Origin of the sequence: Bradyrhizobium sp. CW1, from assembly GCF_023100665.1 — a bacterium.
Lineage (GTDB): Bacteria > Pseudomonadota > Alphaproteobacteria > Rhizobiales > Xanthobacteraceae > Bradyrhizobium > Bradyrhizobium canariense_D.
Window position 1 is genome coordinate 2,509,589 of sequence record NZ_CP064684.1, and the last position, 22,466, is coordinate 2,532,054.

General features: G+C 59.7%; 16 protein-coding genes and 4 pseudogenes. 9 read left to right on the forward strand and 11 right to left on the reverse strand.

The window, feature by feature from the left end:
* Nucleotides 1-5: 5 nt before the first annotated feature.
* The gene (locus IVB54_RS12130) at nucleotides 6-449 is read right to left on the reverse strand and encodes a hypothetical protein (protein WP_247777230.1); all 444 of its coding nucleotides are present in this window, start codon (nucleotides 447-449) and stop codon (nucleotides 6-8) included.
* Between the two features lie 1,606 nt (nucleotides 450-2,055).
* Entirely contained in the window at nucleotides 2,056-3,597 is a 1,542-nt protein-coding gene (locus IVB54_RS12135) for an SUMF1/EgtB/PvdO family nonheme iron enzyme (protein WP_247777231.1), read from the reverse strand.
* Between the two features lie 578 nt (nucleotides 3,598-4,175).
* Between IVB54_RS12135 and IVB54_RS12140 the strand changes: the two genes are divergently transcribed.
* The 3 genes from IVB54_RS12140 to IVB54_RS12150 all read left to right on the forward strand — a co-directional run bounded on the left by IVB54_RS12140 (nucleotide 4,176) and on the right by IVB54_RS12150 (nucleotide 7,245).
* Nucleotides 4,176-5,525 carry an IS701 family transposase gene (locus tag IVB54_RS12140; protein WP_247767993.1) on the forward strand — a complete coding sequence of 450 codons (1,350 nt, stop codon included), beginning with the start codon at nucleotides 4,176-4,178 and terminating at the stop codon, nucleotides 5,523-5,525.
* Between the two features lie 210 nt (nucleotides 5,526-5,735).
* Nucleotides 5,736-6,542 carry a non-homologous end-joining DNA ligase gene (gene ligD, locus IVB54_RS12145; RefSeq protein WP_018460253.1) on the forward strand — a complete coding sequence of 269 codons (807 nt, stop codon included), beginning with the start codon at nucleotides 5,736-5,738 and terminating at the stop codon, nucleotides 6,540-6,542.
* A 526-nt stretch (nucleotides 6,543-7,068) separates the two neighbouring features.
* A complete protein-coding gene (locus tag IVB54_RS12150; protein ID WP_247443207.1) occupies nucleotides 7,069-7,245 on the forward strand; it encodes a DUF3606 domain-containing protein in 177 nt (58 codons plus the stop codon).
* Nucleotides 7,246-7,766: 521 nt separating this feature from the next.
* Here the strand turns inward: IVB54_RS12150 and IVB54_RS12155 are convergent.
* The 8 genes and pseudogenes from IVB54_RS12155 to IVB54_RS12190 all read right to left on the reverse strand — a co-directional run.
* A complete protein-coding gene (locus tag IVB54_RS12155; RefSeq protein ID WP_247361292.1) occupies nucleotides 7,767-8,171 on the reverse strand; it encodes a hypothetical protein in 405 nt (134 codons plus the stop codon).
* Between the two features lie 686 nt (nucleotides 8,172-8,857).
* Nucleotides 8,858-9,280, reverse strand: a complete 423-nt coding sequence (locus IVB54_RS12160; protein WP_247361295.1) for a hypothetical protein — start codon at nucleotides 9,278-9,280, stop codon at nucleotides 8,858-8,860.
* Nucleotides 9,281-9,299: 19 nt separating this feature from the next.
* Nucleotides 9,300-9,521 carry a hypothetical protein gene (locus IVB54_RS12165; protein ID WP_247361298.1) on the reverse strand — a complete coding sequence of 74 codons (222 nt, stop codon included), beginning with the start codon at nucleotides 9,519-9,521 and terminating at the stop codon, nucleotides 9,300-9,302.
* A gap of 841 nt (nucleotides 9,522-10,362) precedes the next feature.
* Nucleotides 10,363-11,583 (reverse strand): IS701 family transposase, encoded by a 1,221-nt coding sequence (locus IVB54_RS12170; protein ID WP_247285483.1) that lies wholly within the window; start codon nucleotides 11,581-11,583, stop codon nucleotides 10,363-10,365.
* Nucleotides 11,584-11,768: 185 nt separating this feature from the next.
* Nucleotides 11,769-12,002, reverse strand: coding sequence for a hypothetical protein (locus IVB54_RS12175; RefSeq protein ID WP_247441793.1), 234 nt, complete (start codon nucleotides 12,000-12,002; stop codon nucleotides 11,769-11,771).
* A 40-nt stretch (nucleotides 12,003-12,042) separates the two neighbouring features.
* The gene (locus IVB54_RS12180) at nucleotides 12,043-12,786 is read right to left on the reverse strand and encodes a Crp/Fnr family transcriptional regulator (protein WP_247777232.1); all 744 of its coding nucleotides are present in this window, start codon (nucleotides 12,784-12,786) and stop codon (nucleotides 12,043-12,045) included.
* A gap of 665 nt (nucleotides 12,787-13,451) precedes the next feature.
* A complete protein-coding gene (locus IVB54_RS12185) occupies nucleotides 13,452-13,814 on the reverse strand; it encodes a hypothetical protein (protein WP_247441790.1) in 363 nt (120 codons plus the stop codon).
* 363 nt (nucleotides 13,815-14,177) lie between these two features.
* Nucleotides 14,178-14,420, reverse strand: a pseudogene (locus IVB54_RS12190) (IS256 family transposase); the annotation flags it as partial.
* 391 nt (nucleotides 14,421-14,811) lie between these two features.
* On the opposite strand from IVB54_RS12190, the pseudogene istA reads away from it, so the two are divergent.
* The 4 genes and pseudogenes from istA to IVB54_RS12210 form a co-directional block, all read left to right on the forward strand.
* A pseudogene (gene istA, locus IVB54_RS12195) lies at nucleotides 14,812-16,302 on the forward strand (IS21 family transposase); the annotation flags it as partial.
* Nucleotides 16,303-16,310: 8 nt separating this feature from the next.
* A complete protein-coding gene (istB, locus tag IVB54_RS12200; RefSeq protein WP_346658833.1) occupies nucleotides 16,311-17,174 on the forward strand; it encodes an IS21-like element helper ATPase IstB in 864 nt (287 codons plus the stop codon).
* Between the two features lie 170 nt (nucleotides 17,175-17,344).
* Nucleotides 17,345-18,744: pseudogene (locus IVB54_RS12205) on the forward strand (IS1182 family transposase).
* Between the two features lie 731 nt (nucleotides 18,745-19,475).
* Nucleotides 19,476-19,685: a hypothetical protein gene (locus IVB54_RS12210; protein WP_247441385.1), complete on the forward strand. Its 210-nt coding sequence runs from the start codon at nucleotides 19,476-19,478 to the stop codon at nucleotides 19,683-19,685.
* A 111-nt stretch (nucleotides 19,686-19,796) separates the two neighbouring features.
* Here the strand turns inward: IVB54_RS12210 and IVB54_RS12215 are convergent.
* A pseudogene (locus IVB54_RS12215) lies at nucleotides 19,797-20,010 on the reverse strand (hypothetical protein).
* Between the two features lie 634 nt (nucleotides 20,011-20,644).
* Here IVB54_RS12215 and IVB54_RS12220 point away from each other — a divergent pair.
* Nucleotides 20,645-21,262 (forward strand): hypothetical protein, encoded by a 618-nt coding sequence (locus IVB54_RS12220; RefSeq protein WP_247777233.1) that lies wholly within the window; start codon nucleotides 20,645-20,647, stop codon nucleotides 21,260-21,262.
* A gap of 641 nt (nucleotides 21,263-21,903) precedes the next feature.
* A complete protein-coding gene (locus IVB54_RS12225; RefSeq protein WP_345947063.1) occupies nucleotides 21,904-22,095 on the forward strand; it encodes a PilZ domain-containing protein in 192 nt (63 codons plus the stop codon).
* Nucleotides 22,096-22,466 lie beyond the last annotated feature (371 nt).

Genomic DNA, 22,466 nt, shown 5'->3' on the forward strand with positions numbered 1-22,466 from the left:
CGGCGCTATCGCCTCACCTGGCCCTGCTGCTTGATCGCCCACAGCCGGTAGGCTTCGTCCTCGTAGGGATCGTCAGCGGTCCGCGGCGGCACCAGCTTTGCGCCTTCCTCGCGGAAGTGCTGGAGCCCGCGCCCCATCGCCTTGCCCTTGATCGTGTGCTGATCGAACGCCCAATCCGGTAGCTCCGGCGTGTAGCCCTCCAGCATCGACCGCAGGCCGATGGCCGCAGCGAGGTGGTCGGCCTCACGGCTCTTCCTGGCGCGGCACATCGACCGTATTGCATTGCCTGTGGCCATGCGCGATGCGCCCGGCTTCTCCGCGTCGTACCATCGCTGCGCCTGTTCAACACACGCCCTGACGAATGGGATGATGGTCCTGTCGGCGGTGTCGATGTCCTCATGGCTGCCGAATGCCGGAAACTCGCGAGCTTGCCCAACACCAGCCGGCATCTATGCCCGGTATGGCTTCGACCAGAGCGAGACCGGCGCGGACCGCGCGCTCGGCGTCGTGCTCGCTCGCCTGCGGATAACCGAAGTAGGCCAGTACGCCGTCGCCTCCGGGAATACTGGGCTTCCTATGGTGGCAGGCTTGCGGTACTGCCTCGTAGGACGGGATGCTCATTGCCGACCACCGTCTTGAACGCCGCTTGGCTGTGGAATTATCGGACTACGTGCTGAAAATCGACCACTGGCTAGCGGCCAATCAGGAGGGCTACAAAAAGCGCCAAGTACGAAGCACTCGCTTCTGAGCTTTCCGAACTGCAGCATCTCCATGAGCTGGTGCTTGAGACCGCAGATCTGGCGGCGCCCCAGCGAGCCGGTTGCATGGGACAAGATAGCTTTGACGGTGCCGGGGCGCATCTCCGGCCCACTACCGAGAACTATCGAAACTTGGCGCAGCCTGGACGATCACTTAAAGAGGCCGCCGGCCGAGTCGGCCTTACCACATCTTCCTATAGGTGCCGGAATTGAAAGGGGCCACCGCGAGGTGGCCCCTTGCCGGTTGCAATAATTGTTCGTGACCAAATGCCGTAACCGTCCGGTGAGGCTCGACCGGAGGCTTACGAAATGCCAGCCCCGGCCTGCACATCTCAACCCACCCGCGATTGGAGCCTGAGGCAGGTGAGGGCAGCACCCGGGCCGCATGCATCAGAAGTATCGGTCGGCCGGATCTGCGGAAGAACGGTTGCCAAAAGATATGAAAAGCTCTGCGATCTCAAAGGGGGTAAATCACGCCGTTTCCCAAAATAGCTTGTCAAATCAATGTTCTGCCTCCGCCTGGGAGACTAGGGGTCGGAGGTTCAAATCCTCTCGCTCCGACCAATAATTTCAAGGACTTAATCTGAGCGGGCCAAGGGCTTGGTTCGCCTCCGGGAAACCTCGGGGAAACTCTGCACTGGCCGCACGGAGGGCGAACCGTTTGGCAAAAGCACTGACCTGCGGAAGCAATTCGCCGCCACTTTAGCGGCGCCTCCTCAAATTGCCGCACCGCCGCCGTCGTGGCCGGCTTGTCGGTTCGCATAGTCCCATGTTGGTCTCCGTCGAGTTGGCCATCTTGGCTGTTCGGCGACAGAGCCGCCTCCTCTAGAGCAGGGCGGCGACTCCCGAATGGCAGCGTGTGCTGCCGAAGCTTCGCCAGCTCACAATCGCTGATCTCGGCAGCCTCGAAAGCGAGTGCATCGCGATCGACCGCGTCCCGAGCTTGAGAAGCCGTCTCGCGCTGGCATCCATCCAAAGCTCTTCGGATGCAGGTTAAGGTGATAGTGACCGCCCGGCCGGCTTGCGGCCGAACTCGGCTTGCACCCTATTTCCCCGTCGCGCCCGGCAGTCCGAGAGAACGATAGCGAAGCGACGAAGACAGCCGGTCGTCCTCTAGGGATACCTACTCCCGAACTGGGGCCGCCACGGTGGTCGTCCTCGGCCACAACCGCCGCGCTTGCCGCGGCCGCAGTGGCACTTCCGCAAATGTCGCCGAGCGTGCTGCTCCGATCGCACTGCTGCTTGCGACCGTCTTCGCTGACGCAACGAAGGATCAGCATCAGACCAACTCCACCACTCAAGGACTGAGCGCCACGCGGAATCCGTGCGTCGGATAGCGAACATTGGTGTCGTAGCCATCGCGGTTGGACGGCCGCACATATCTCGAATCGTTCTTCCAGGAGCCGGAGCGCAGGACGTGAGCGCTGCAGTCGCCGCTGCTCCATGCCGATCCGTCGCCGGGCGCGCCCTGATAGGTCTTGTGCCAGCAGTCCTCGACCCACTGATCGATACCGCCGCCCATGTCGTGGAGCCCGAACGGATTCGGCCTGTAGCTACCGACCTTCGCTGGCTGCTCGGCCGCGAGATCACCGCAATCCTTGCAACCGGCCACGCCCGGCTGCAGCTTGTCGCCCCACCAATATTTGGTCTGCGTTCCGCCCCGCGCGGCATATTCCCATTCGGCTTCGCTCGGAAGCCGATAGGTCTTCTTCGTCGCCTGAGCGAGATAGGCCGCATATTGCTGCGCGTCTGTCCAGCTCACATTGCTGACCGGCGCATCGTCCTTGCCGATGGCCGTGAAGCCGCACGCCTTTGCAGCGGCGCACTCGTTCCATTCCTGCACGGTCACCGGATATTTGCCGATCGAGAACAGCTTGACGGTCACCTGGTGGACAGGACGCTCGGTCGGGTCGTCATTGCTTCCCATTGCAAAGCTGCCGCCGCGAATGGCGACCATCTCGGGTTCGCGGACGGGAACTGTCGATGGACTTGGCACCGGAGCGGGCGAGGGAGGCGACGAAGCCAACGAGGGAGAAGGCTGCGGCGTCTGCGGCGCCGCTTCGCGCGGCGGAGGCTGCGGGCTCGGCGATGCGGCCGGAGAAGCGGCAGGAGAGGCGCTGGGCACGGCGGCCTGCTCGCTCACCTTGCCCGGCGCCTGCGCCAGCAGGTACCACAGCACGCCGGTGGCAATGACCAGCAGCGTGAGGCTCAGGAGGAAGATCAAGATATTCTCGCGCCGGCCCTTGGTCTTGCCGACCGCATCTGCATCCGCCAGCACGCGATAGACCCGCACGGGATCGGTGATGTTCTTGACTTTGCGGTCCCCGAGCGAATCGTAGCCGCACACGACCTTGTGCTTGATCTGCTCGTAGATCGCGCCGGAGATATAGACCTGGCCCGGCTCGGCAATGCCCTCGATGCGTGAGGCGATGTTGACGCCGTCCCCGTAGATATCGTCCGCCTCCACGATGACGTCGCCGAGATTGACGCCAATCCGGTACTCGATCCTCGTATCCCTCGGAAGCGAGGCGTTGCGCCCGATGAGATTCTGCTGGATGACGATGCTGCATCGCACGGCCTCGACCGGACTGTCGAAAATCGCGATGAAGCCATCCCCCGTCGTCTTCACCAGACTTCCGTGATGCTCGACGATGCTGGGCCGGATGAGGTCCCGCTCGATCCGCTTGACGCGGACGTGCGTGCCCTCTTCGTCGGCCTGCATCAAGCGACTGTAGGAAGCTATGTCACCGACTATGATGGCGGCGAGACGACGAGGCCCGACGCCGTGTGAAGGGGGTTCACCGTTGTTCCCCGATCGGAAGTTGCGAATTTCGCCCATAGCGGGACCCACAAAACTGCAAGGCGACCCAGCATACGACCCGTCAAAAGGATCATCCGCGACGATATCACATCGATGAACGCAGACAACATCGAAGCACTCGTGCATCGCCTTGCCGATCGAAATGCCATCCCAGATCACCTGCTGGTCGTTGGACGCGGTCGCCGCCGATGCCCCTCGTGCGTAGGGATGGGGCTTAAGGCGCGGCGACCAGAGCGCGCCGATCCCCGACCTTCACATACCTGCGACAATCGACTCCATGGCTTTTGACGTTCGGCGTCATCTCCGCGTCAATCAGTGGTGCAAGCAAACTGCCGCTAGGCTGGCCTGCGTTATCGGCATCGATCTCTTGTCAGGTGTGGCGCACCGCAGCCCGCGTAACCGAGAACGGATTATCGCGTCGCGTTCGCTTACTGTTCGGCTTTATTCTCAAAAACACAACCCGAAAGCACTGATCCGTTGTATTGCCCTGCGCGGAACACGCTGCCGATCTCGAAGTTAGGAGTCTCGTGACTAACACTACTTTGGCAGATTGTTGATTTTGCCGCGATTTATAGGATTCCCGAATCAATTGTTCAATGATTCATGGGTGGTCGGCTCTTGGAGGGCTGACCATGCCGGGATGGGAAGACGAACTCGAACGCTGGCTGATGCCGTTCTTGGACCGGCTGGGTCATAAGACCCGACAGCGGATGTGTCCTCTATATGTTGCGGGATTGATCGGTCCTGGCGATCGCAAGAGCGTTCAGCCGATGGCGGAACGCCTTGCCACGAGCAACTACGACCAGTTGCACCATTTCATTGCGGACGGCGTCTGGAACGCGACGCCGCTAGAGACAGAGCTGCTCAACCAGGCGGACCGACTTGTCGGCGGCAGGGATGCGGTGCTGGTTATTGATGACACCTCACTGCCGAAAAAGGGTGAGCGATCGGTCGGTGTTGCGGCTCAATACGCGTCGGCTCTCGGTAAAACTGCAAATTGCCAAACGCTGGTGTCTTTAACGCTTGCGCGCGGGGAAGTGCCCGTGATGGTCGCGTTACGTCTCTTTCTGCCTGACAGCTGGACAAGCGACATGCCTCGCTTGAAGCGCGCTCGCGTGCCAGTCGAACACCGAACGCCGCGGTCCAAGCCGGAGATCGCTTTGGCCGAGATTGACCGCGCGATGGCAGCCAACATACGCTTTGGATGTGTGCTGGCGGATGCAGGATACGGCCTCAGCGCGCCGTTTCGACAAGGGCTAACAGAGCGCGGGCTGGCCTGGGCGGTCGGTATCCCTCGGCACCAGAAAGTGTATCCGGTCGATGTGAAGCTCATTTGGCCGATCACCAAAGCCCGTGGCAAACCACGAAAGCACCACGTGCCCGATATCTTATCGATTGCGGCAGAACAAATGCTGGCCAGCGCCAAATGGAAAACCGTGAGTTGGCGCAGCGGGACGAAAGGTCGGCTCAAAGCCCGATTTGCTGCTCTCCGTGTCCGCACCGCCGACGGCCCTCCGCAGCGGATATGGGATAAAGGTCAGCAGCATCTCCCAGGCGACGAAGCCTGGCTCATTGGCGAGCAACGTGCCTCCGGGGAGAAGAAATACTATCTCGCCAATCTTCCGGCGACGACGGATCTGCGCACGCTGGCCGCCACCATCAAGGGACGGTGGATTTGTGAGCAGGCGCATCAACAGTTGAAGGAGGAACTTGGACTTGATCACTTCGAAGGGCGATCATGGCAAGGTCTTCATCGCCACGCCCTTATGACAATGATTGCCTACGCCTTCCTGCAACATCGTCGCCTCGCAAACGCGGGGCGAAAAAAAAAGAATCAACGGGCCTCCGCCTCAACCGACTATGCCCGCCGTACGTCACGCCATCGTCGATCTCATCCTTCGGCCGCCGCCCCAGCAGTGCCCACATTGCCGAAAGCAAATCCTTGAAAAACAGCGGCGAAAACACATTCTGCCAAAGTAGTGCTAAGAAGGTAGACTGCCCCGCCGTCGGCTTCCAACGCCGGCGGCGGGCTTTTTGTGAGTAGCGTTAGTGCCAAAGCGTACCCCAGCACCGGCCAAGAAGCCGCGAGCTTCCATGCCGGGCTTCATCAGCCCCCAGTTGGCGACACTGAAGATGAAAGCTCCTTCCGGGGCTCAGTGGATTCACACGACGGCTACCGCATCCAGCTCCACATCGAGGGCGACACCCGTAAAGCCTTTACCCGCAAAGGCCATAACTGGGTCAACCGGTTCTCGGTCATTGCCGGCGCCTTCAACATCGAAGGGCAAGCCATTGTCGATGGTGAGGTGGTCGTCATTCACCAGGGACGAACCAACTTCTCCGAACTCCAGGCGGACCTCGGCAGAGGCGACCAGGACCGGCTGGTTTACTTCGCCTTCGATCTCCTCTGGCTGGACGGCAAGGACCTTCGCAGAATGGCTCAGCTTGCCCGCAAGGAGCTTCTAAAGGAGTTTATCGAGGCCAACGAGGTGGAGAGGCCCATCCTGTACAGCGAGCACCATGAAGGGGACGGGCAGGCGCTGTTCGAGGCTGCCAGCAAGCTGAACTACGAGGGTATCGTCTCGAAGCGGGTTGATGCCCCGTATCGGTCGGAGCGGGTTGAGGCCTGGCAGAAGATCAAGACGGTGCACCGCGAAAAATTCCCTGTTGTTGGTTTCGTCAAGGACCCGTCCGGCGTCGCCGCGCTCTACCTCGGCAAGCAGGAGGGCAAAGAGCTGCGGTATATGGGGAAGGTCGGCACGGGTTGGAGCCGGACGAAGTCGGCGGAGATCCGCAAGGCCCTGGATACCGTCGTTAGCCCGAAGCAGAAGCTCACAAAGCCGATCAAGAAGCCGAAGGCCACGTGGGTCGATCCGAAGTTCTACGCCGAGATCGAATACCGGGACATCACCTCTGAAGGCCTGCTGCGCGCCAGTTCATTCAAAGGGTTGTCCAAGAAATAACTGATGTACATTTGACGCCTCAGCACGCGGGCTAGTGATACCTCTGCGTGAGCGATGAGGATGCGGTGGCCTTGAAGCGCCAACGCTCCAAGCAGACGGGCTCTGTTGAAGCCTCTCGCCATTGCTGCCAAAGGCAGGACAAGCTCACAACGGGGCCAAGCAGGGCTCTTGCTCAAGCGCACCTATAACGCAGATTAAGCGATCAGCGCAGAGGCGCCAGCTTCATACGCAGCGGTAGGAACGGGGCGAAGCAGGTCAAGTTTTCCAAGCTATATGTAACCTCCCCAGACTAGGCCTCCGCCCTTCCGGAGGCCTTCCTTTTGGGAACACACCGTTCTTACGGGCGTTTTCCTTGCCAGTGAGTGGAGTACCGGCATGCCGGACCGCGTAACCCAAGCGGTAAAAAAAGCCAAAGCCATCTTGGCTCGCTATGTCGAGCCTGGCCCGAGGGACTGCGAGAAGACGATCAATGACCTGCTGACCGTTCTTGACGATGAACGGCTTGTACAGGCGATGGAGGAGGAACATGAGCGACAATCTCACCAAACGGGACCAGCGCGACCGTAGCAAGATCAACATGCATGAAGACTTCGAGGTCAAATATGGGACCAGGGAGCTTGGTGTCTCCAGCGACGAGCTGCAGAAAGCCGTCGACAAGGTAGGCAATTCGGCCGCCGCGGTTCGCAAAGAATTGGCGGCGTAACCGAGGCGCGCGGTATGCTTGCGATCTTTGGAGCAAGGCCCGCGCGCTTTTTCATGCCATGACGATCCCAACTGTCCCATCTGCTTTGGCTTAGGCTTTGTCTGCGAGAACCACCGGGACCGGGCATGGAGTGCAGAGCTCGGCTGCCAGTGTGGTGCCGGTGATCCGTGCGGTTGCAATTCCTCCGACGAAATCAAATCAAGGCATTGAAGAGCCTGACGCAAGCCACGTTATTCCCAATCCAGACGGAAAGAAGCGTCGTCATTGAACGGCAGACGACATCGAAGTGGGGACGCGCTATCCCGACGCGACGTTCGCTTTGATTGCGGCGCCCACGACAGAGCAATCGTTAGCGAAGATTACCGGCTTGGCGCATCCGACATCGGCGATCCTCACAGTAAGACGGCCGGCAGTCGTCGCCTGCGGCATGGCGTAAGACGGGCTGCCCGACGGGTGGTGTACAGGACAGAGGGCAGTCGAGAGCGTTTGGCCGTGATCGTGATCTGTGATTGCGGGCATATTCATCCAACTCGCTTTGCCACTTCGGCAACGATCAAATCCCGCTCCTGTAAATGAGCCTTTTGAGTCTCAATCAGAGTGTCGAGGACGGACAACGCGAGAGCAAGATCGCGCCCCTCGCGCTTGAGTCGGTTTATCAGCGTCTCTTGCTGGCTGATGTGTTGCTCGCCTTCATGAAGGCGACGCTCGGCCAAGGCTAAGAGTGCGCGGAGGCGCGGCAGCGGTCTCCCTTGCCTTCGCTCTGGCTCAAAGCGACCGAGCCGCCGTGGACCACACCACACTTCGATCGGTTGGTTCGCCACCCCGGCAGAGCCAAGCTGAAGAGCCTCTTCCGCGCTGCCGCACTCGATCTCCTGCACGTCCAGCGTCTTGCCCCAGTCGTCGAGCGTGAAGATATAGCAGCGCATCGAACTTTTGCAGCTGTTGCTCAGTCAAAGAATTCCGACACGGCCTAGACGTTCCTTAAGGATTTACCGGTTCAGCACCTTCGGTCGGCTTTCCCGGTTCCCGAATTAACTTCCAGCCTGCACATCAAGCTTAATTTGAACCTTAGATTGCGGCGAGCCTTCCGCGGGTTATCTTGGCGCATCGGACATTGCTCCCGTCCGGGCCCACCCATGGCGAAGTCGTCGCGCCAACATATTCGACGCGACGCTTCGTTCGATTGCAGGCCATTTCGTTGAAAAGCCAGCCGGACCACGAACCGCTTGATCTCGTCGAGATGCGTCGGCAACTCACCGGACTGCGTTCGCAACATTCCGACAATTTTCGAATAGCGTCGTTGTTGAACCGCTTCCTCGTGAAGATCGCGTTTCTGTCAGAGCCGAGGGACGTCGCGCACTCCCAACATCTTCGGTCTGAGTTCGCACGTACGCTACAAAAGGTTGGAGAGATCGCCTCGCGGTCTCCATCAGTAAAGCCATCAGACGCCGGCAAGCAGCCTAAGTAACATTAACGCACGGACGTTCTTGCGCCTGCCGCTGGCGGAGCCGACGCTGGATGCAGTCGCGAAGTCGTCCTCATCTCGCGTAACGGCGCCTTCGCGGCGAGGGGTCGCCGCCGTCACAAGCGACGGCCCCGCCCATGATCAGCTCTAGTGACCGCGCCCTACTGCTCGGGGCACAAACGGCAGTCTCGGAGAAAACGACTTCGCGATCGCGAGAACTGCGGCTTCGTCAGTTTCGAGTGCGATCTTCTGGGCGAGCATCACATCGCCAATCGCCAACGCCCGTTCGGGGAGGAAGCACCACCCCACCTTAGGCTCCAGTTTTTCATCCAGCTCCAAAACATTACTCATCGTGCCCTGATAAATTCGGTATCGACGGCCAGTAAGAGAACCAGCGACTTCAAAAAAGCCATTGGCATCAAATTGTGCGCGCTGTTCTGGAGATAACCATTCCCGCAAAAGACGACGTGCACGCGCTTCCGGGCCATTTTGCTCGTTGAAGCTCCGATAGAGGGCACGCAGGGCACGCAGACGCGCGCCCTGGGCGACGTTACGTCCGAACAAAAACATCTTTGGTGCTGGAACGGTTCTAACCGCCGACTAAGTGCGGATAGAACAGCGTTTCCTCCGCTGTTGGATCAAATGACCGTATCAGCTTGAGATCGCCGGCCGGCGTCCGAGTGGCAGCGGTAAATCCTTGGCCGTTAAATTTCTTGAAGCGCCGCTCAGCCTCGGCGAGCCCGTTGGGGTCGTCTTGCTCAAAGAAATGTCTGCTGTCGCCTGTGCTGTCCATTACGATCTGGGTAGCCATGGAGGAGAACTCCGCGATCCTTAGCCTCTGATGAAAAACAAACCTCGCCCTGGTGAATAGTGTTCCTGCTCTCGGCAAATTTCGATGTGCCTTCTTGTTAGTCAGCGGTCGTTTGGCTCGCTGAATGGACGAAGACCTGATCCGCCGCGACCTGACGGCGGCACAACGGGGTAAGCTGGTCGGAAGGCGGAAAGCGGCTTAGAGGCGGTGCATCCGGAGACGAGGAAGGGCGGCGACCGCAGATCAAACCGCAAAATCGGCGGTAAGGACAAGTTCGCCAAGGACACGGCGGAAAAGAGCGGAGAACCACTTCGCAGTGCCGAGCGGAATTTTAGGCGCACTCGGAAGCTAGGTCCCGAGCTTGGACCATGTTTCAACACGTCGCGTACCAGCCGTCAGGAAATGGAACGAGCAGCCAGGGGCCGTCCTCAATGTTATCGTTTGCAGCTACGGGTCTGCTGGGCGCTCGAGGCTCGGAGGCGAACTCATCCACCTCAGCGGCATTGGCCGCGTTACGTTTTTCGGCTAAATCTCTTTGCATGAACAAAACTCCCCACCGGGGCACCAACAAATTGGCAGCGTCTTCAAAAAATATCGGTCAAACTTTAGGCGACAAGATATCAGACCCTCGGCAAGCGATAGGAGGGCGGCGCTGTCCTTTTTGCACGCTAGCATTACAGTTGCTTTTTTGATTTGAAGTGGGCGCGTTGAGCGGCAGCCTGGTGAGCTCTGCGCCAGAAGGACCATGCGATGATGTGTGCGGGTTGAATCCGCTTCCGCGCAAGTCTGATAGCAATGCGGCGGATTTCCTGGATTGACCAACGGATCAGTGGTGGGGTGGTTATGTTTTGGCTTTTGCCGGGGGGCGCCGTTTCGTTTTTTTGGGCGGTGGCGGATTAGCGCGATGTCGGATCGCGGCCATCATGGCGAAGGCGAGCATCACCAAGGACACATGACGGTGCCAGCCATGCCAGGATCTGCTCTCGTTGTGATCGAGCCCGAACTCGTTTTTCGCGGTTTCAAAGCTGTCCTCGATCGCCCATCGATGGCCTTCGACCGCGACCAGCGTTTCAATGGCTGTTCCCGCTGGGCACCAGGTGGTGAAGAAGGCGAGGTCATCATCGGCAATGCGACGACGGATCAGTAGACCGCGTGTCCACAAACCGTCATTTGCACTGTTGGACTGCTCGGCCTCGAGATCCGCCAATTCGAGATAACACCAATCGTGCAGCCGCGGTCCTTTGGTTCCGGCTCCCGCCGACAGGCGCTTCCAGTCGGATGAGCGCCGCGTCCGGGCGAGGTCTGCAGCCGTACCGGCGACCGGCGGTCGCTTGCCCCAGGATCGAAACACATGAGCGCTGCTGACCCCAAGCACGTAGCCTTTGCCTGCCCGACGTAGTTGCTGTTCAATGTTGCCAACACCGTAGACGGTATCACCGGCAACCCACTTGAATGGTACAGACCCGGCTATCGCGCGTGCGATCATTCTCGTCGCAAGCTTTGGTTTGGTCGCAAAGCCGACATCGGCAGGCACATATGTGGCTTCCAGACGATCTGGATCGTCGGTCCATTCCTTCGGAAGATACAACGCGCGATCGATGAACGCATGGCCATGACGCGAAACGTAGGCAGCGAAGACGCCGATCTGGCAGTTCGTGATCTTTCCTGCCGAACCAGTGTATTGCCGCGCCACTCCGCATGACGCTTTGCCCTGTTTGAGAAAACCGGTCTCGTCGATCACGAGCACCGCATCGTCATCCGCCAAATGCTCGATGACATAGTCGTGCACGATATCGCGCAGGGCATCAGCGTCCCAGTCTCCACGACCCAGAATCGCCTGCTGCCGCCATGGGCCGGGATCGCCAGCCGCCTCCGCGCGCATCCAACCGGTCTTGCGCTGCTCATCTCCGAGCAGACCTTCCAGGAACAGACCTGCATTCGTCGCAACACGCTCTTGCGTGAACAACGGACGTATCCGTTGCTTGATCTCTCGAAGCGACGCCGCCCACAACGCAAGCGTCGCCTCAACCGACGCGGCCCGCGCCCACGACATTCGAATCATGGTTGCCCATGGATTCAGAAGCCCGCAACAAAAGCAACTGTAATGCTAGGCCATGTACCTATTAAGCGGCTGGCCGCCTGATGTCCGACCGCCAACAGCCGGCGATGAGCCGATGGTCTCCGAGGTCGCAGACTTTGGCTTAGGCCAACAGACGAAAGGGTGGCCAAGAAGGGGGGACACGAAGGTCACCAGCTTTCAGTCTGCTCAACAGTGGCAGAGACCGTCAGGAGAACGCCGCCGTCATTCCTAACGACAATCGCGATGGTGCCTGGACGAGCAGCAAGGGTAAAATCGCGCACGGCCTCGCCTAGGGCAATCATGGCCATCCTGTGAGCTGCAACAACGCTCTGCATTTCTTGGCCGAACTCGTCCAGAGTGACCCGTTCTGCTTCATGATAGTCGAAATGAAAACGCGGCATTTGCGCTAAGTTAGTAAGTGCCCGGACGTTCCTAAAACCGTTAGCCAGATTTGCTGAGCGTTGATCCTGCGCTTGGGTTCAACTCATGCAGATATTCAGGGCTGAACTCGGCTACAGCTTGCAGTTCTTGTGGGCGCAGCAGAGTAACGGTGTGGTTTTCCCATTCGATGAGGCCCAAACCCCTGAGTTCCTGGATCGTCCTGTTCACGTGAACTACTGAAAGCCCACATGCATCGGCAACATCTTGCTGCGTGAGCGGTATCCGGTAGCTGCCATTGTCCGCCAGCCCGACGAAATCCATGCGAGTGGCAAGTTCGCAAAGAAGATGCGCGAGTCGACCTAAGGCTTGGCGGGCTCCGAGATTCTCAACCCATTCGCGATAGATGGCAGCCTGTATCAGCGTTTCGCGCCAAAACGCGTGTGTAAGTCCGAGAGATTCGGCCATCATCTCTCTGAGAGATGAATGGGGCACAGCGGCTATCGTCGAATTGCCTACGCTGCAAAGATTACAATCCGCGATCGGCAAATGCAGGGTAGGCAAATCGGGCATGTCCCCAGCGAGGTAGAACGACGAGATCTGATTTCGATCATTCACCACCCTTTGCCGAGCTAGAAAGCCGTCGACCACAACGATGCAGCTGCTGGGCTTGTCTCCCTCGCGCACCGCGTATTCGCCGTCAGCCAGGGACTTCACCCTGTATGGTATGCGCGCGAGTCTAACCTTATCGCGTTCGAATAGACCGCCGACTGCCTGTAGGCGCGCTATTAGCTTGCGGTGCGGCATGATCGCTCCCTTGCACATGCAGGCGGGAGCGCGACCTCTCTCAGCCACCGACGCCTACGGACAAAGCCTCGGCCGGTGATGCTTCAGTAAAGCATGAAATTCGCCAGCGTTCCTAGATTCTTCGGCAACGAACATCGCTTTCTCGCGCTCCAGCCGGATCAAGCCGATACGAATGTCCGCTTCGAGCCGCCGATCACGGCTAAGGTGGGGGACTTGCGCGCTTTGCGTTGGTAAGCCGACGTTCCTGAGTAAACGTCCTAGCTTCGCGGCTTCCGACGTGGCTTTCCAGCCTGGTTCCTCAACAGCGGGCGCATGCCGTCGATGCTGGTGATGCTGTTTTTTAATCCGGGCGGCAGCGGCATCTCGCCGGGCGCGGCATCGTTGCAGGCCGGGCAGGGTCGCCAGCGCCGCCGCAGCCGCAGGCCTTTGGCCCGTCCCAAGGGCGTTCGGGATGGTTCTCGCAAACCCAGTGGGTGCCGTCACAGCGGGAGCATGCCACGTTCGGTCCTCGTCAATGCGCCGCGGACTCTTCCTCGATCTCCTGCCCGTGCAAATGGTCGAGCACATCGCCGAGGTGTCCAGCATGTTGCCGCAGCTCGTGCAGCAGATGAAGTGGTCACGTTCGCTTTGCGGCGGCGGACCTTGCGGCTTGCCCTCTCGGAACATCATGCGGCGCCCTGCAGCGGCAGCGCGAGCTGTACGTCAAAGCGCCTGGTGGCATTGGCGCTGATGAAGCCCTGCAGGGCGGCCGAGACCTCGTCATCGCTGTCGACCGCGCGCTGGGCCAGCGCGTCGGCGATGTCGGAGGTGGCGTCGCGCGACCATCCTTGGCTCGCGTTGAAGCACACGATACGGACCGGATAGACATACTGGCCGGAGAGGAGGCCTTGCAGCACTGTTTCGAGATCGGTGTCCTGTTCGTCCGTCTCGCGCCAGGCGCAGCCGGCGTGCGCGCCAAAGTCTTCGAGCACGATGTAAATGTCTCGGTCGAGACGGTCGGTTGGCACGACCGAGGGCGAGGAACGCATACACTTACTCCGATACTACGGACGGCCGAGAGGCGGCCCCAGCTTGGGGGGCTGGTGGGGTAGGCCGGGGCCGCTCCGCCAGCTCAGGCGGCGAGCCGGCGATGACTCAAATGCCGCCGCTCCATGTGGTTCCACTTAGCTGGTCACCCGGAAAATCCCCAGTCGCGCGAGCTTACGTTCTTCTATCCTTCCTGGTCTCGATAGCGGGCGAGCTCCGCTCTTGCGAGTGCCCGGGCCTGTTCAAGCGCTTCTGCCCCGGTCAATAGGTTCGGTGCAAGCCGCCGTCCCGCGATATCGTCCCAATAGAAGTAAACGCTCGGCCGACCAGAGCTATCGCCAAATTTTGGTGACGGCCGGAGCCGGTCAGGCGGCGGCGGTTATGGGCTGGCGGTCGGTCGGCTTCGCGATGACCTCGATCCCATCATTGAATGTCACACCGACAACGAGTTTTGGCAACTGGTTGTGGCCATCGAGACGACGCCAGCTTCTCTGCGCGGCCTCGAGCAGTTTGAAGACCATCGCGAGTGCCGTCTTGTTGGACAGGCAGCCCTTCGATCGGATGGTGCGGTGGCGAACGGTGGCGAAGGTGCTTTCGATGGGGTTGGTAACCGGTATGAGAGTTTCTCGGTGCCGATGTTCCGCTGCGATTTTCAAGATCGTAGCGTATGGTGCGACCATCGGGACAGAGGCACCGGGAGCACGAAGGTGCGGGCAGGCCGATGCATTCGATGAGCCGCGAGCTCGAGTTAGTAGCTGGCCGCCTCTGCGACTCGCCCGGTTGCGCTGAGAGCGCGAATCCGTAGTTGTCGTGTCGCCCGTAGCTCCCGTCATGTGGTCTGATTGGCAGGAGGTGCGAATGCGACGGGTGATTGGCATCGACGTCTGTCATTCGGCCTGCAATATTGACCCCCTAAGCCGGGGGATCGGCGTCCAAAATTGACCCCCTACAGGTTGGTCTGTTGCGCTGCCTGCTTCGTCATGAAGCAGGTGGTCGGGGATGCTGATCGTGGAGACAATCGCCCGGATACGGCGCGAGCACTTCATCAAGGGCAAGACGATCAAGGAGATCGCCCGTGACCTGAAGGTGTCGCGGAACACAGTCCGGAAGGTGCTGAGATCGGGAGAGACCTCATTCGAGTACGAGCGTGTTGTCCAGCCGCGGCCGAAGCTGGGACGATGGGCAGCAGAACTCGACGGGTTGTTGTCAGGGAACGCGGGCAAGTCCGCTCGCGAGCAACTGACATTGATCCGGATGTTCGAGGAGCTGCGTGAGCGCGGCTATGACGGCGGTTACGACGCCGTGCGGCGCTACGCCAGGCGATGGAGCAAGGAGCGCGGACAATCCACGGCCGCTGCCTACGTCCCGCTTAGCTTTGCGCCCGGAGAAGCTTACCAGTTTGACTGGAGCCACGAGGTCGTCCTGCTCAATGGCGTGACGGTGATGGTGAAGGCCGCCCATGTCCGGCTCTGCCACAGCCGGATGCTGTTCGTGCGTTGCTATCCGCGCGAGACACAGGAGATGGTGTTCGACGCCCACGACCGGGCGTTCGCCCTGTTCAAGGGCACCTGCGTGCGCGGCATCTACGACAACATGAAGACGGCGGTGGAGACGATCTTCGTCGGCAAAGGGCGTCTCTACAATCGCCGCTTCATGCAGATGTGCAGCCACTACCTGGTCGATCCGGTTGCCTGCACGCCAGCGTCGGGTTGGGAGAAGGGCCAGGTCGAGAACCAGGTTGGGCTTGTCCGGGAGCGCTTCTTCACGCCGCGGCTGCGGTTCAAAACCCTCGACGAGTTGAACGCGTGGCTGCTGGACAAGTGCATCGCCTACGCCAAGGCGCACCGGCATCCAGAACTGGCCGAACAGACGGTCTGGGAGGTGTTCGAAGCCGAGCGGCCGAAGCTCGTTCCCTATGCCGGCCGGTTCGACGGATTCCACGCGGTGCCGGCATCGGTCTCGACGACCTGTCTGGTGCGGTTCGACAACAATAAATACTCGGTCACGGCCAACGCTGTCGGGCGGCCTGTCGAGGTTCACGCCTACGCCGACCGCATTGTGATCCGTCAGGACGGACGCATCGTTGCCGAGCATGCTCGCTCGTTCGGCCGCGGCGAGACGACCTATGATCCCTGGCATTACGTGCCGGTACTGGCTCGCAAACCCGGTGCCTTGCGCAACGGCGCTCCCTTCAAGGACTGGGTGCTTCCGGCTGCGATCGAACGTGTGCGGCGTAAGCTTACCAGTGCCGACGATGGCAACCGGCAGATGGTCGATATCCTCAACGCGGTTCTGACCGACGGCTTGCCGGCCGTCGAAGCAGCCTGCGCCGAGGCGATCGCTCACGGCGTTCATTCCGCCGATGTCGTGCTCAACATCCTGGCCCGCCAGCGTGATCCTGCGCCGCCAGCCAACATTCTCACCCCGGCCGCACTGACATTGCGCCACGCCCCGATCGCCGACTGTGCCCGTTACGACAACCTCAGGAGAACCATCTGATGGAACGTACTCAACTCTTCGACCTCATGGGCGAGCTCAAACTCTACGGCATGAAGGCTGCCTTCGACGAGATCATGGCGACCGCTGTCAAACGCCAGCACGAACCCCAGCGCATTGTCGGCGACCTGCTCAACGCCGAGATCAACGAGAAGCAGGCCCGCTCGATTAAGTACCAGCTCACCATCGCCAAGCTGCCGCTGGCCAAGGATCTCGAGGACTTCCAGTTCGAAGGCACACCCATCAACCAGACGCTGGTCAATGATCTCGCCGGCGGCGGCTTCATCGCCCAGCAACGTAACGCCGTGCTGATCGGCGGTACCGGCACCGGCAAAACACATATGGCCATCGCAATCGCCAGAAGCTGCATCCGATCCGGTGCCCGCGGCCGCTTCTACAACGTGGTCGACCTCGTCAACCGTCTGGAGATCGAGACCCGCAATGGACGGCAAGGTCGGATTGCCGAGCATTTGACCCGGATGGACTTCATCGTCCTCGACGAACTCGGTTATCTACCGTTCGCCCAATCCGGCGGCCAGCTCCTGTTCCACCTCGTCAGCCGGCTCTACGAGCGCACGTCCATCGTCGTCACCACCAATCTCGCGTTCGGTGAATGGCCCAGCGTCTTCGGCGACGCCAAAATGACCACCGCGCTTCTAGATCGCCTGACCCACCATTGCGACATCGTCGAGACCGGCAACGACAGCTGGCGCTTCAAAAGCCGCGACGACGATCACGCAACCCGCGCTCGCACCGTCTCCGCAACCCCGACCAGCTCCGACGGTGCGAGCGCTACCGCCAAAACCCGCCGCTCGAAGGGGTCAAAATTGGACGCCGATACGGGGTCAAATTTGAACGCCGATTGACAGTCATACTGCCGCTCGATGTCAGTAAGTCGCCTTCTGGCCCTTAGCAGAAACGGCGTACAAGCCGCTGCGATGTCTGTTCTCCGTCCGATTGTGTTGCCAAACTCCGGTTGAGACGACTCGCGAGCCGTGATTCCGTTGGTTTGAGGCGGCATTTGCGGGAGCAGCGGATGTTAGGTCGGCAGGAGAGCGGTCAGGGCCAGTTCTTTTACTCCTTTGATCTCGACAAGGTGGTGCCGGTTGATCACCTGGTACGGCAAATCGACGGTTTTCTGGACCTGAGTTGGGTGCACAACGAGCTCGCTCCATTCTACTCCCACACTGGCCGTCCTTCGATTGATCCGGTGCTCATGATCCGGATGCTGGTCTTGGGCTACGTATTTGCACTTCGTTCCGAGCGTCGGCTCTGCGCCGAGGTCCAGGTCAATCTGGCTTATAGATGGTTTTGCAAGCTCGGCATCGAGGATCATATCCCTGATCACTCGGTGTTTTGCCGGGCGCGGCGCGAACGCTTCCGTGAGAGCGATGCCTTACGCCGGGTTTTTGAACGTGTAGTGGCGCTGTGTATTTCGGCGGGGCTGGTCGGAGGCGAAGCGTTCTCAGTCGATGCGAGCCTGATCAAGGCCGATGTGAACAAGACTAGGCGACTTCCCGGCGACCAGCCTATTACCTGGCCAAAGGCGGAGGAAGCATCCCATGCGGTGCGCGAGTACATCGCAGCGCTTGATGCCGCCAATAGCGATAAGGGCGGCGATGAAGACGGCGGCGGTTCAAGTGAAGGCAGCCGTCGCCGCAAGCCTCCCAAGGAAGTCTCGCTCACCGATCCGCAAGCAACATGGGTTACGAGGCCGGGCGTGGATCCATTCTTTGCTTATGATGCGAACTATTTCATCGACAACAAGGCCGGGATCATCCTCGATGCGGTAGGCACGCGCGCGAACCGTGCGGTTGAGATTGCTGTCACCCAGATCATGGTGGACCGTGTTGAGCGTCGCTTCGATCTGCGCCCCAAGAGATTGGCAGGCGACACGGCTTACGGCGCGGTCAGATTGCTCAAATGGCTAGTGGATCGCAAGATCACGCCGCACGTTCCGGTGTGGGACAAGTCGGCACGCCCCGATGGCACCTTTAGCCGAGCGGACTTCGTCTTCGACAAAAAGCGCAATGTCTATGTTTGCCCGGGTGGCGCGGAACTGACCAGCACCGGCAACATCGATCAAGGTCCATCGTTTACTACAGGGCCAGCAAGAGCGATTGCTCTGGCTGCGCCTTGAAGCCCAAATGCACGACGGCGGTCGTGCGCAAAATTACCCGTGACGTCAACGAAGATGTGCGCGATCATGTCCGTGCGCTGGCCAATACGGAAGCCTTCGAGCAATCGCACCGCGAGCGCAAAAAGTTCGAGATGCGTTTTGCTCATATGAAACGCATTCTCAGGCTCGACCGGCTTCGGCTGCGGGGCCTGAATGGCGTCAGGGACGAAGTGCTGCTCACAGCCACCGCGCAGAACCTGAGGCGGCTGGCCAAGCTAATCTGCCGTCCCCCGCCACAACTGGCAGTCGCGTGCTGAAATCCGCCGCAAAGCGGAAACCGCCGACACCCCTTACCAAAAAAACCGCCGAAACTCCAAAGCCAAGCTCGCCCCCAAGTCAGAAACGAGTTTTGCAACACAATCCGTCCGACATCGGACGTGACCGCGCATGTCCGCATCCGGTTCATGCATGCGATGTTCAGCGCGTAATCTGGCAACCGCCGTTGCAGCGCCCCACGGCGCACGCATCCAGACATCGCGCTCGTTAAGGAAACGGTTACCGGTCACTGTCACCATTTACGTATAGGTCGCATAAATGCGGCAGCGCATTCTGAGAACACTCTAATTTTCGACACGCCCGATTGGCGGTCTCTTGCAGGAGGGACCCAATGTTTAAGGGCTTCACTGTGGCAGTTGTGGCGCTGATTAGTACGGCGCAAGTGGATCAATACCTAACCAACGGTCGGTACACCGACGCGGCCGTGGCTATGCTGCGGCAAATTCGTCACGCGTTGGATTTTAGATAGTTCTTTGCGAGGGAGACGCCTGATGGAAGGCATTTCATGGGCTGATCTCAATCGGGACGAACAGCGTGCCATCGCGATATTGGGAGCCGGTCTTTCCATCGAACTTTGCCACGCACTTGCTCTCCTGACGCTAGGTCGGCTCGGTCTGACCATAGGGTCTCATTTGACGATTGCTGGAGACGCTTTGCGGAGAAATGCCGTTCTGAAGGGTTTAGCAGGGTAAACATAGGACTGCGCTCGGGCATGCCAAACGCGATTGAACTCATTGTAGACGGTTACGTTAGCTTGAATGACCGGGGGGCTCTCGACGATTTGCGCATGCAGCGCCGGAAGCTGGCCGTAGACCTAAAGGCGCGCACAGGTTTTGATTATCAAGCAACGGTCCAGCAGATCGCAGACGATATCATCGTGATCGAGGCTGGGCTGGCGCGGTTGGATGCGGCGACGAGCTAACCTCCCGAAGCCGTTCGTGTTCAAATCTGCGATTGAAGACGCGCAAGAGCGCGGCCGATGGCCGCTTGTTTGCTGGGTGAAAGTTGCACATGGAAAACACCGGCTCGCGACCTACTCGACGTCAATCATTCCCTCCTTAGTAATGCGCAGTTTTCCGGACGTAGTAATACCCTTGTGCCTGAACGGCCGCTTTGATTTCGTCGCTGACCTTGAGAACTCTTGCTCTGCTCTTGCGCCACTTGTGTGCAGAGTAAAGCAGGGGTACGGCAGAGCCTGTACTCAGAACGAGCAAGTCGCGCTTGCTGCTGCGATAGACATCATACATTTCGCCCCCGCGATCATGTCGAACTACGCATGAAATATATTTTGGTCGGCTCGATGAAGAAGCTTAATATCTCGCATGGCGGTGTAGGTTGTAAATATGCAACGCCCGCGAGTTTTTTGCTCGGTGCCTTCCAAGCGGGGGCAAACTGAGGTGCCGCCCCGGCGGACTGTGAATTGCGGGGAAATCACCAGCGGCGGCACGATGAACTTAGGTTTTGTTTGTATGTTGTTCGTATGCCACGCCAACGCACCAACTCTGCTCTTGATCAGTACGAATTGGCGGTCGATGAGATCGTGACCGCTTGCGACGGTGATCTGCGCAGTGCGCTTCGAGCGCTCATGCTCCTCAACGAGCAGTTAGAGCAAGAGCTGACGCTTGTGAGCAGCGGGGTCCGTCCTCCTGACAAGCGACTTCATTAAAGTAAGTTGTGCTTGCGTATTGACATGCCCCACCACGCATCCGGCGTCATCCTGCTCTCAGCTTGGGTCCCGCCGATCGCCGGTTGATCCAGAAGCACGCCCGGCATCGGCGCGTGGTTGCCGGCATAGCGGTTGACTGGCCCCATGAGGCGGGAAGACGCCGGAGATCACCGAGCGGGCGTGGCTGCCAGACGACGACAAAGACACCGTCCGCCATGACAACTGAAGACGAGCGCGCCGCATTTTTCACGGTGATGGAGCGCGCCAACCGCGTCGGTGCGTTGTTGCCGGAGCGGATCGAGCACATCGATATTGACGATCCTGTTGTGCTCGCTGAATTGCGCGTGGTGATGGCCGAGTTCAACGCGACGTGTGGGGCTCTACTGGGCTTTAAAAAGCCCAGTAGAGCCGGCTGCCGATCTCTTTTTGGGGGGCGGTTCTACAATTCTTTTTTCGGGATTTCGAAGGTTGAGCATGATCACCACCGATATCGGTCCGGCCGGTTCGCCCAATTCATCTCAGCAAATGCCTTCGCCAGCTTCTCCGGGCCGCATTTGGCTTTGAACGCTTCCCATTCTGCGCTGAAGCGCTGCTTCGCTACCTCCAATGTCGTCGCCTCGCCGAACGGCGCGCTGGGAATGGCCGGTGTGACGTTCCAAAGCCAAACGGCGGGCGGGCGCTCATGGGCAAGCCGGATCCCCCCGATCAGCTGGCCGTCTCCAAACACCATGAAATCGTCAGGGCGGATTGCGCGGAGGCGGAGCATGTCAATCCTGATGCAGGTCTATGTTTGGAAACATCGTCTCCGCCGAAGCTCGCAGCATATCGAGTAGCATTCGCGCCTCTTGAAGCTGATGCTCTAGTTTGTGTTTATTGTCGCCCGGAGGGCAGTTCTCGATCAGCGCACGGGTGTGCTGCAGGCAGAGATCGAGCAGAAGGATCGCGCGGCGAGCATGGTGAGCGGTCTCGACCGCTTGTTTGGAAGCGGATTTCGGAAATGGGACAACTTATGCACTTAGAAACACCACTCAATTGAAAAGAGGGGTAATGTACTGAGACCCGTTTAACGCGAGTTCAATTTTCCAATTGCTTTCGTGCATTGTTCTGAGACCGACCTTAGCAGGTCATTAATAATAAATTAGGCGCCGCAATCTAGGCTGCACGGGTTCGGCTTCGCACACCCCGGACGACCTTTCTGGCAAGCTTTGACCCCAGCGCTCTGGAGGCGTTGGGGTCTTTGCGTTTTGTGGGCCTTTGGGTTTAGCGCCCGACACGGCCGCGCTTGCCGCATCAGCGGGCGACGGTGTGTGCACAATCTCGGGGCCGATCTGACGGTAAACAATACATCTACCTCGTCAGCAAATTCTGATCTGAGTTTCCGCGACAGATTTCATCGATCTCTCAGAAATGGTGCGTAGAATTGAGCGCCATGGAAAAGCGAACCGCACGCCGTCAGCGCGTATTCAAAGGCGCAATGATCGAGTTTCCCGGAGGCGCCTTCAGTTGCGTCGTCCGAAATCTGTCCCACATGGGCGCCCAAGTGGACGTGCCTAGCGCATCCGGCATTCCGCACGAGTTCACACTGGTCATCCCCAGTGCACAGTTGCAGCAACCCTGCCGCGCGGTGTGGCGCTCCGACCGACGAATCGGAGTGGCGTTTTCCTGATCTTCAGTGTCGTTGTTAGCGCCGCGCGGTCTGTGCCGGGCGTAGTGGCCTGAGTGGCTGTGCCGTGAGCGCGCGGCGGCTCGCGGGAACTGCCGTTCGTTTTTTGATCCACATCAATAGTCCCGGCCATCGCGGCGCGACGTTGCAGCTATCATGACCCGGCAGACGAACCGGCACCCAAGCCCAAGCCGCCGCCCAAACCGAAGCGCAAGGCGTCGCGGATGGACGAGGCACGGGCAATTATCGCGGCCTATGCCGACGATCTGCGGGAGCTGAACAGAAAGCTGAAGCGGAAACTGTATTGACCGGCCGAGACGGAAGCGGGCGAAGGTGTATCGCGTCGTCCGATGATCCGGCGTCGGCCAGCCGGG

What these genes read in the sequence shown, in the direction of transcription:
- IVB54_RS12165 (WP_247361298.1), bottom strand. Translation starts at nt 9,521, where the DNA reads ATGGCTACCCAGATCGTAATGGACAGCACAGGCGACAGCAGACATTTC.
- IVB54_RS12185 (WP_247441790.1), bottom strand. Translation starts at nt 13,814, where the DNA reads ATGCGTTCCTCGCCCTCGGTCGTGCCAACCGACCGTCTCGACCGAGAC.
- IVB54_RS12155 (WP_247361292.1), bottom strand. Translation starts at nt 8,171, where the DNA reads ATGCGCTGCTATATCTTCACGCTCGACGACTGGGGCAAGACGCTGGAC.
- IVB54_RS12140 (WP_247767993.1), top strand. Translation starts at nt 4,176, where the DNA reads ATGATTCATGGGTGGTCGGCTCTTGGAGGGCTGACCATGCCGGGATGG.
- IVB54_RS12210 (WP_247441385.1), top strand. Translation starts at nt 19,476, where the DNA reads ATGCCAAACGCGATTGAACTCATTGTAGACGGTTACGTTAGCTTGAAT.
- IVB54_RS12175 (WP_247441793.1), bottom strand. Translation starts at nt 12,002, where the DNA reads ATGCCGCGTTTTCATTTCGACTATCATGAAGCAGAACGGGTCACTCTG.
- IVB54_RS12180 (WP_247777232.1), bottom strand. Translation starts at nt 12,786, where the DNA reads ATGCCGCACCGCAAGCTAATAGCGCGCCTACAGGCAGTCGGCGGTCTA.
- istB (WP_346658833.1), top strand. Translation starts at nt 16,311, where the DNA reads ATGGAACGTACTCAACTCTTCGACCTCATGGGCGAGCTCAAACTCTAC.
- IVB54_RS12135 (WP_247777231.1), bottom strand. Translation starts at nt 3,597, where the DNA reads ATGGGCGAAATTCGCAACTTCCGATCGGGGAACAACGGTGAACCCCCT.
- IVB54_RS12220 (WP_247777233.1), top strand. Translation starts at nt 20,645, where the DNA reads ATGACAACTGAAGACGAGCGCGCCGCATTTTTCACGGTGATGGAGCGC.
- IVB54_RS12170 (WP_247285483.1), bottom strand. Translation starts at nt 11,583, where the DNA reads ATGATTCGAATGTCGTGGGCGCGGGCCGCGTCGGTTGAGGCGACGCTT.
- IVB54_RS12225 (WP_345947063.1), top strand. Translation starts at nt 21,904, where the DNA reads ATGATCGAGTTTCCCGGAGGCGCCTTCAGTTGCGTCGTCCGAAATCTG.
- IVB54_RS12150 (WP_247443207.1), top strand. Translation starts at nt 7,069, where the DNA reads ATGAGCGACAATCTCACCAAACGGGACCAGCGCGACCGTAGCAAGATC.
- IVB54_RS12160 (WP_247361295.1), bottom strand. Translation starts at nt 9,280, where the DNA reads ATGTTTTTGTTCGGACGTAACGTCGCCCAGGGCGCGCGTCTGCGTGCC.
- IVB54_RS12130 (WP_247777230.1), bottom strand. Translation starts at nt 449, where the DNA reads ATGCCGGCTGGTGTTGGGCAAGCTCGCGAGTTTCCGGCATTCGGCAGC.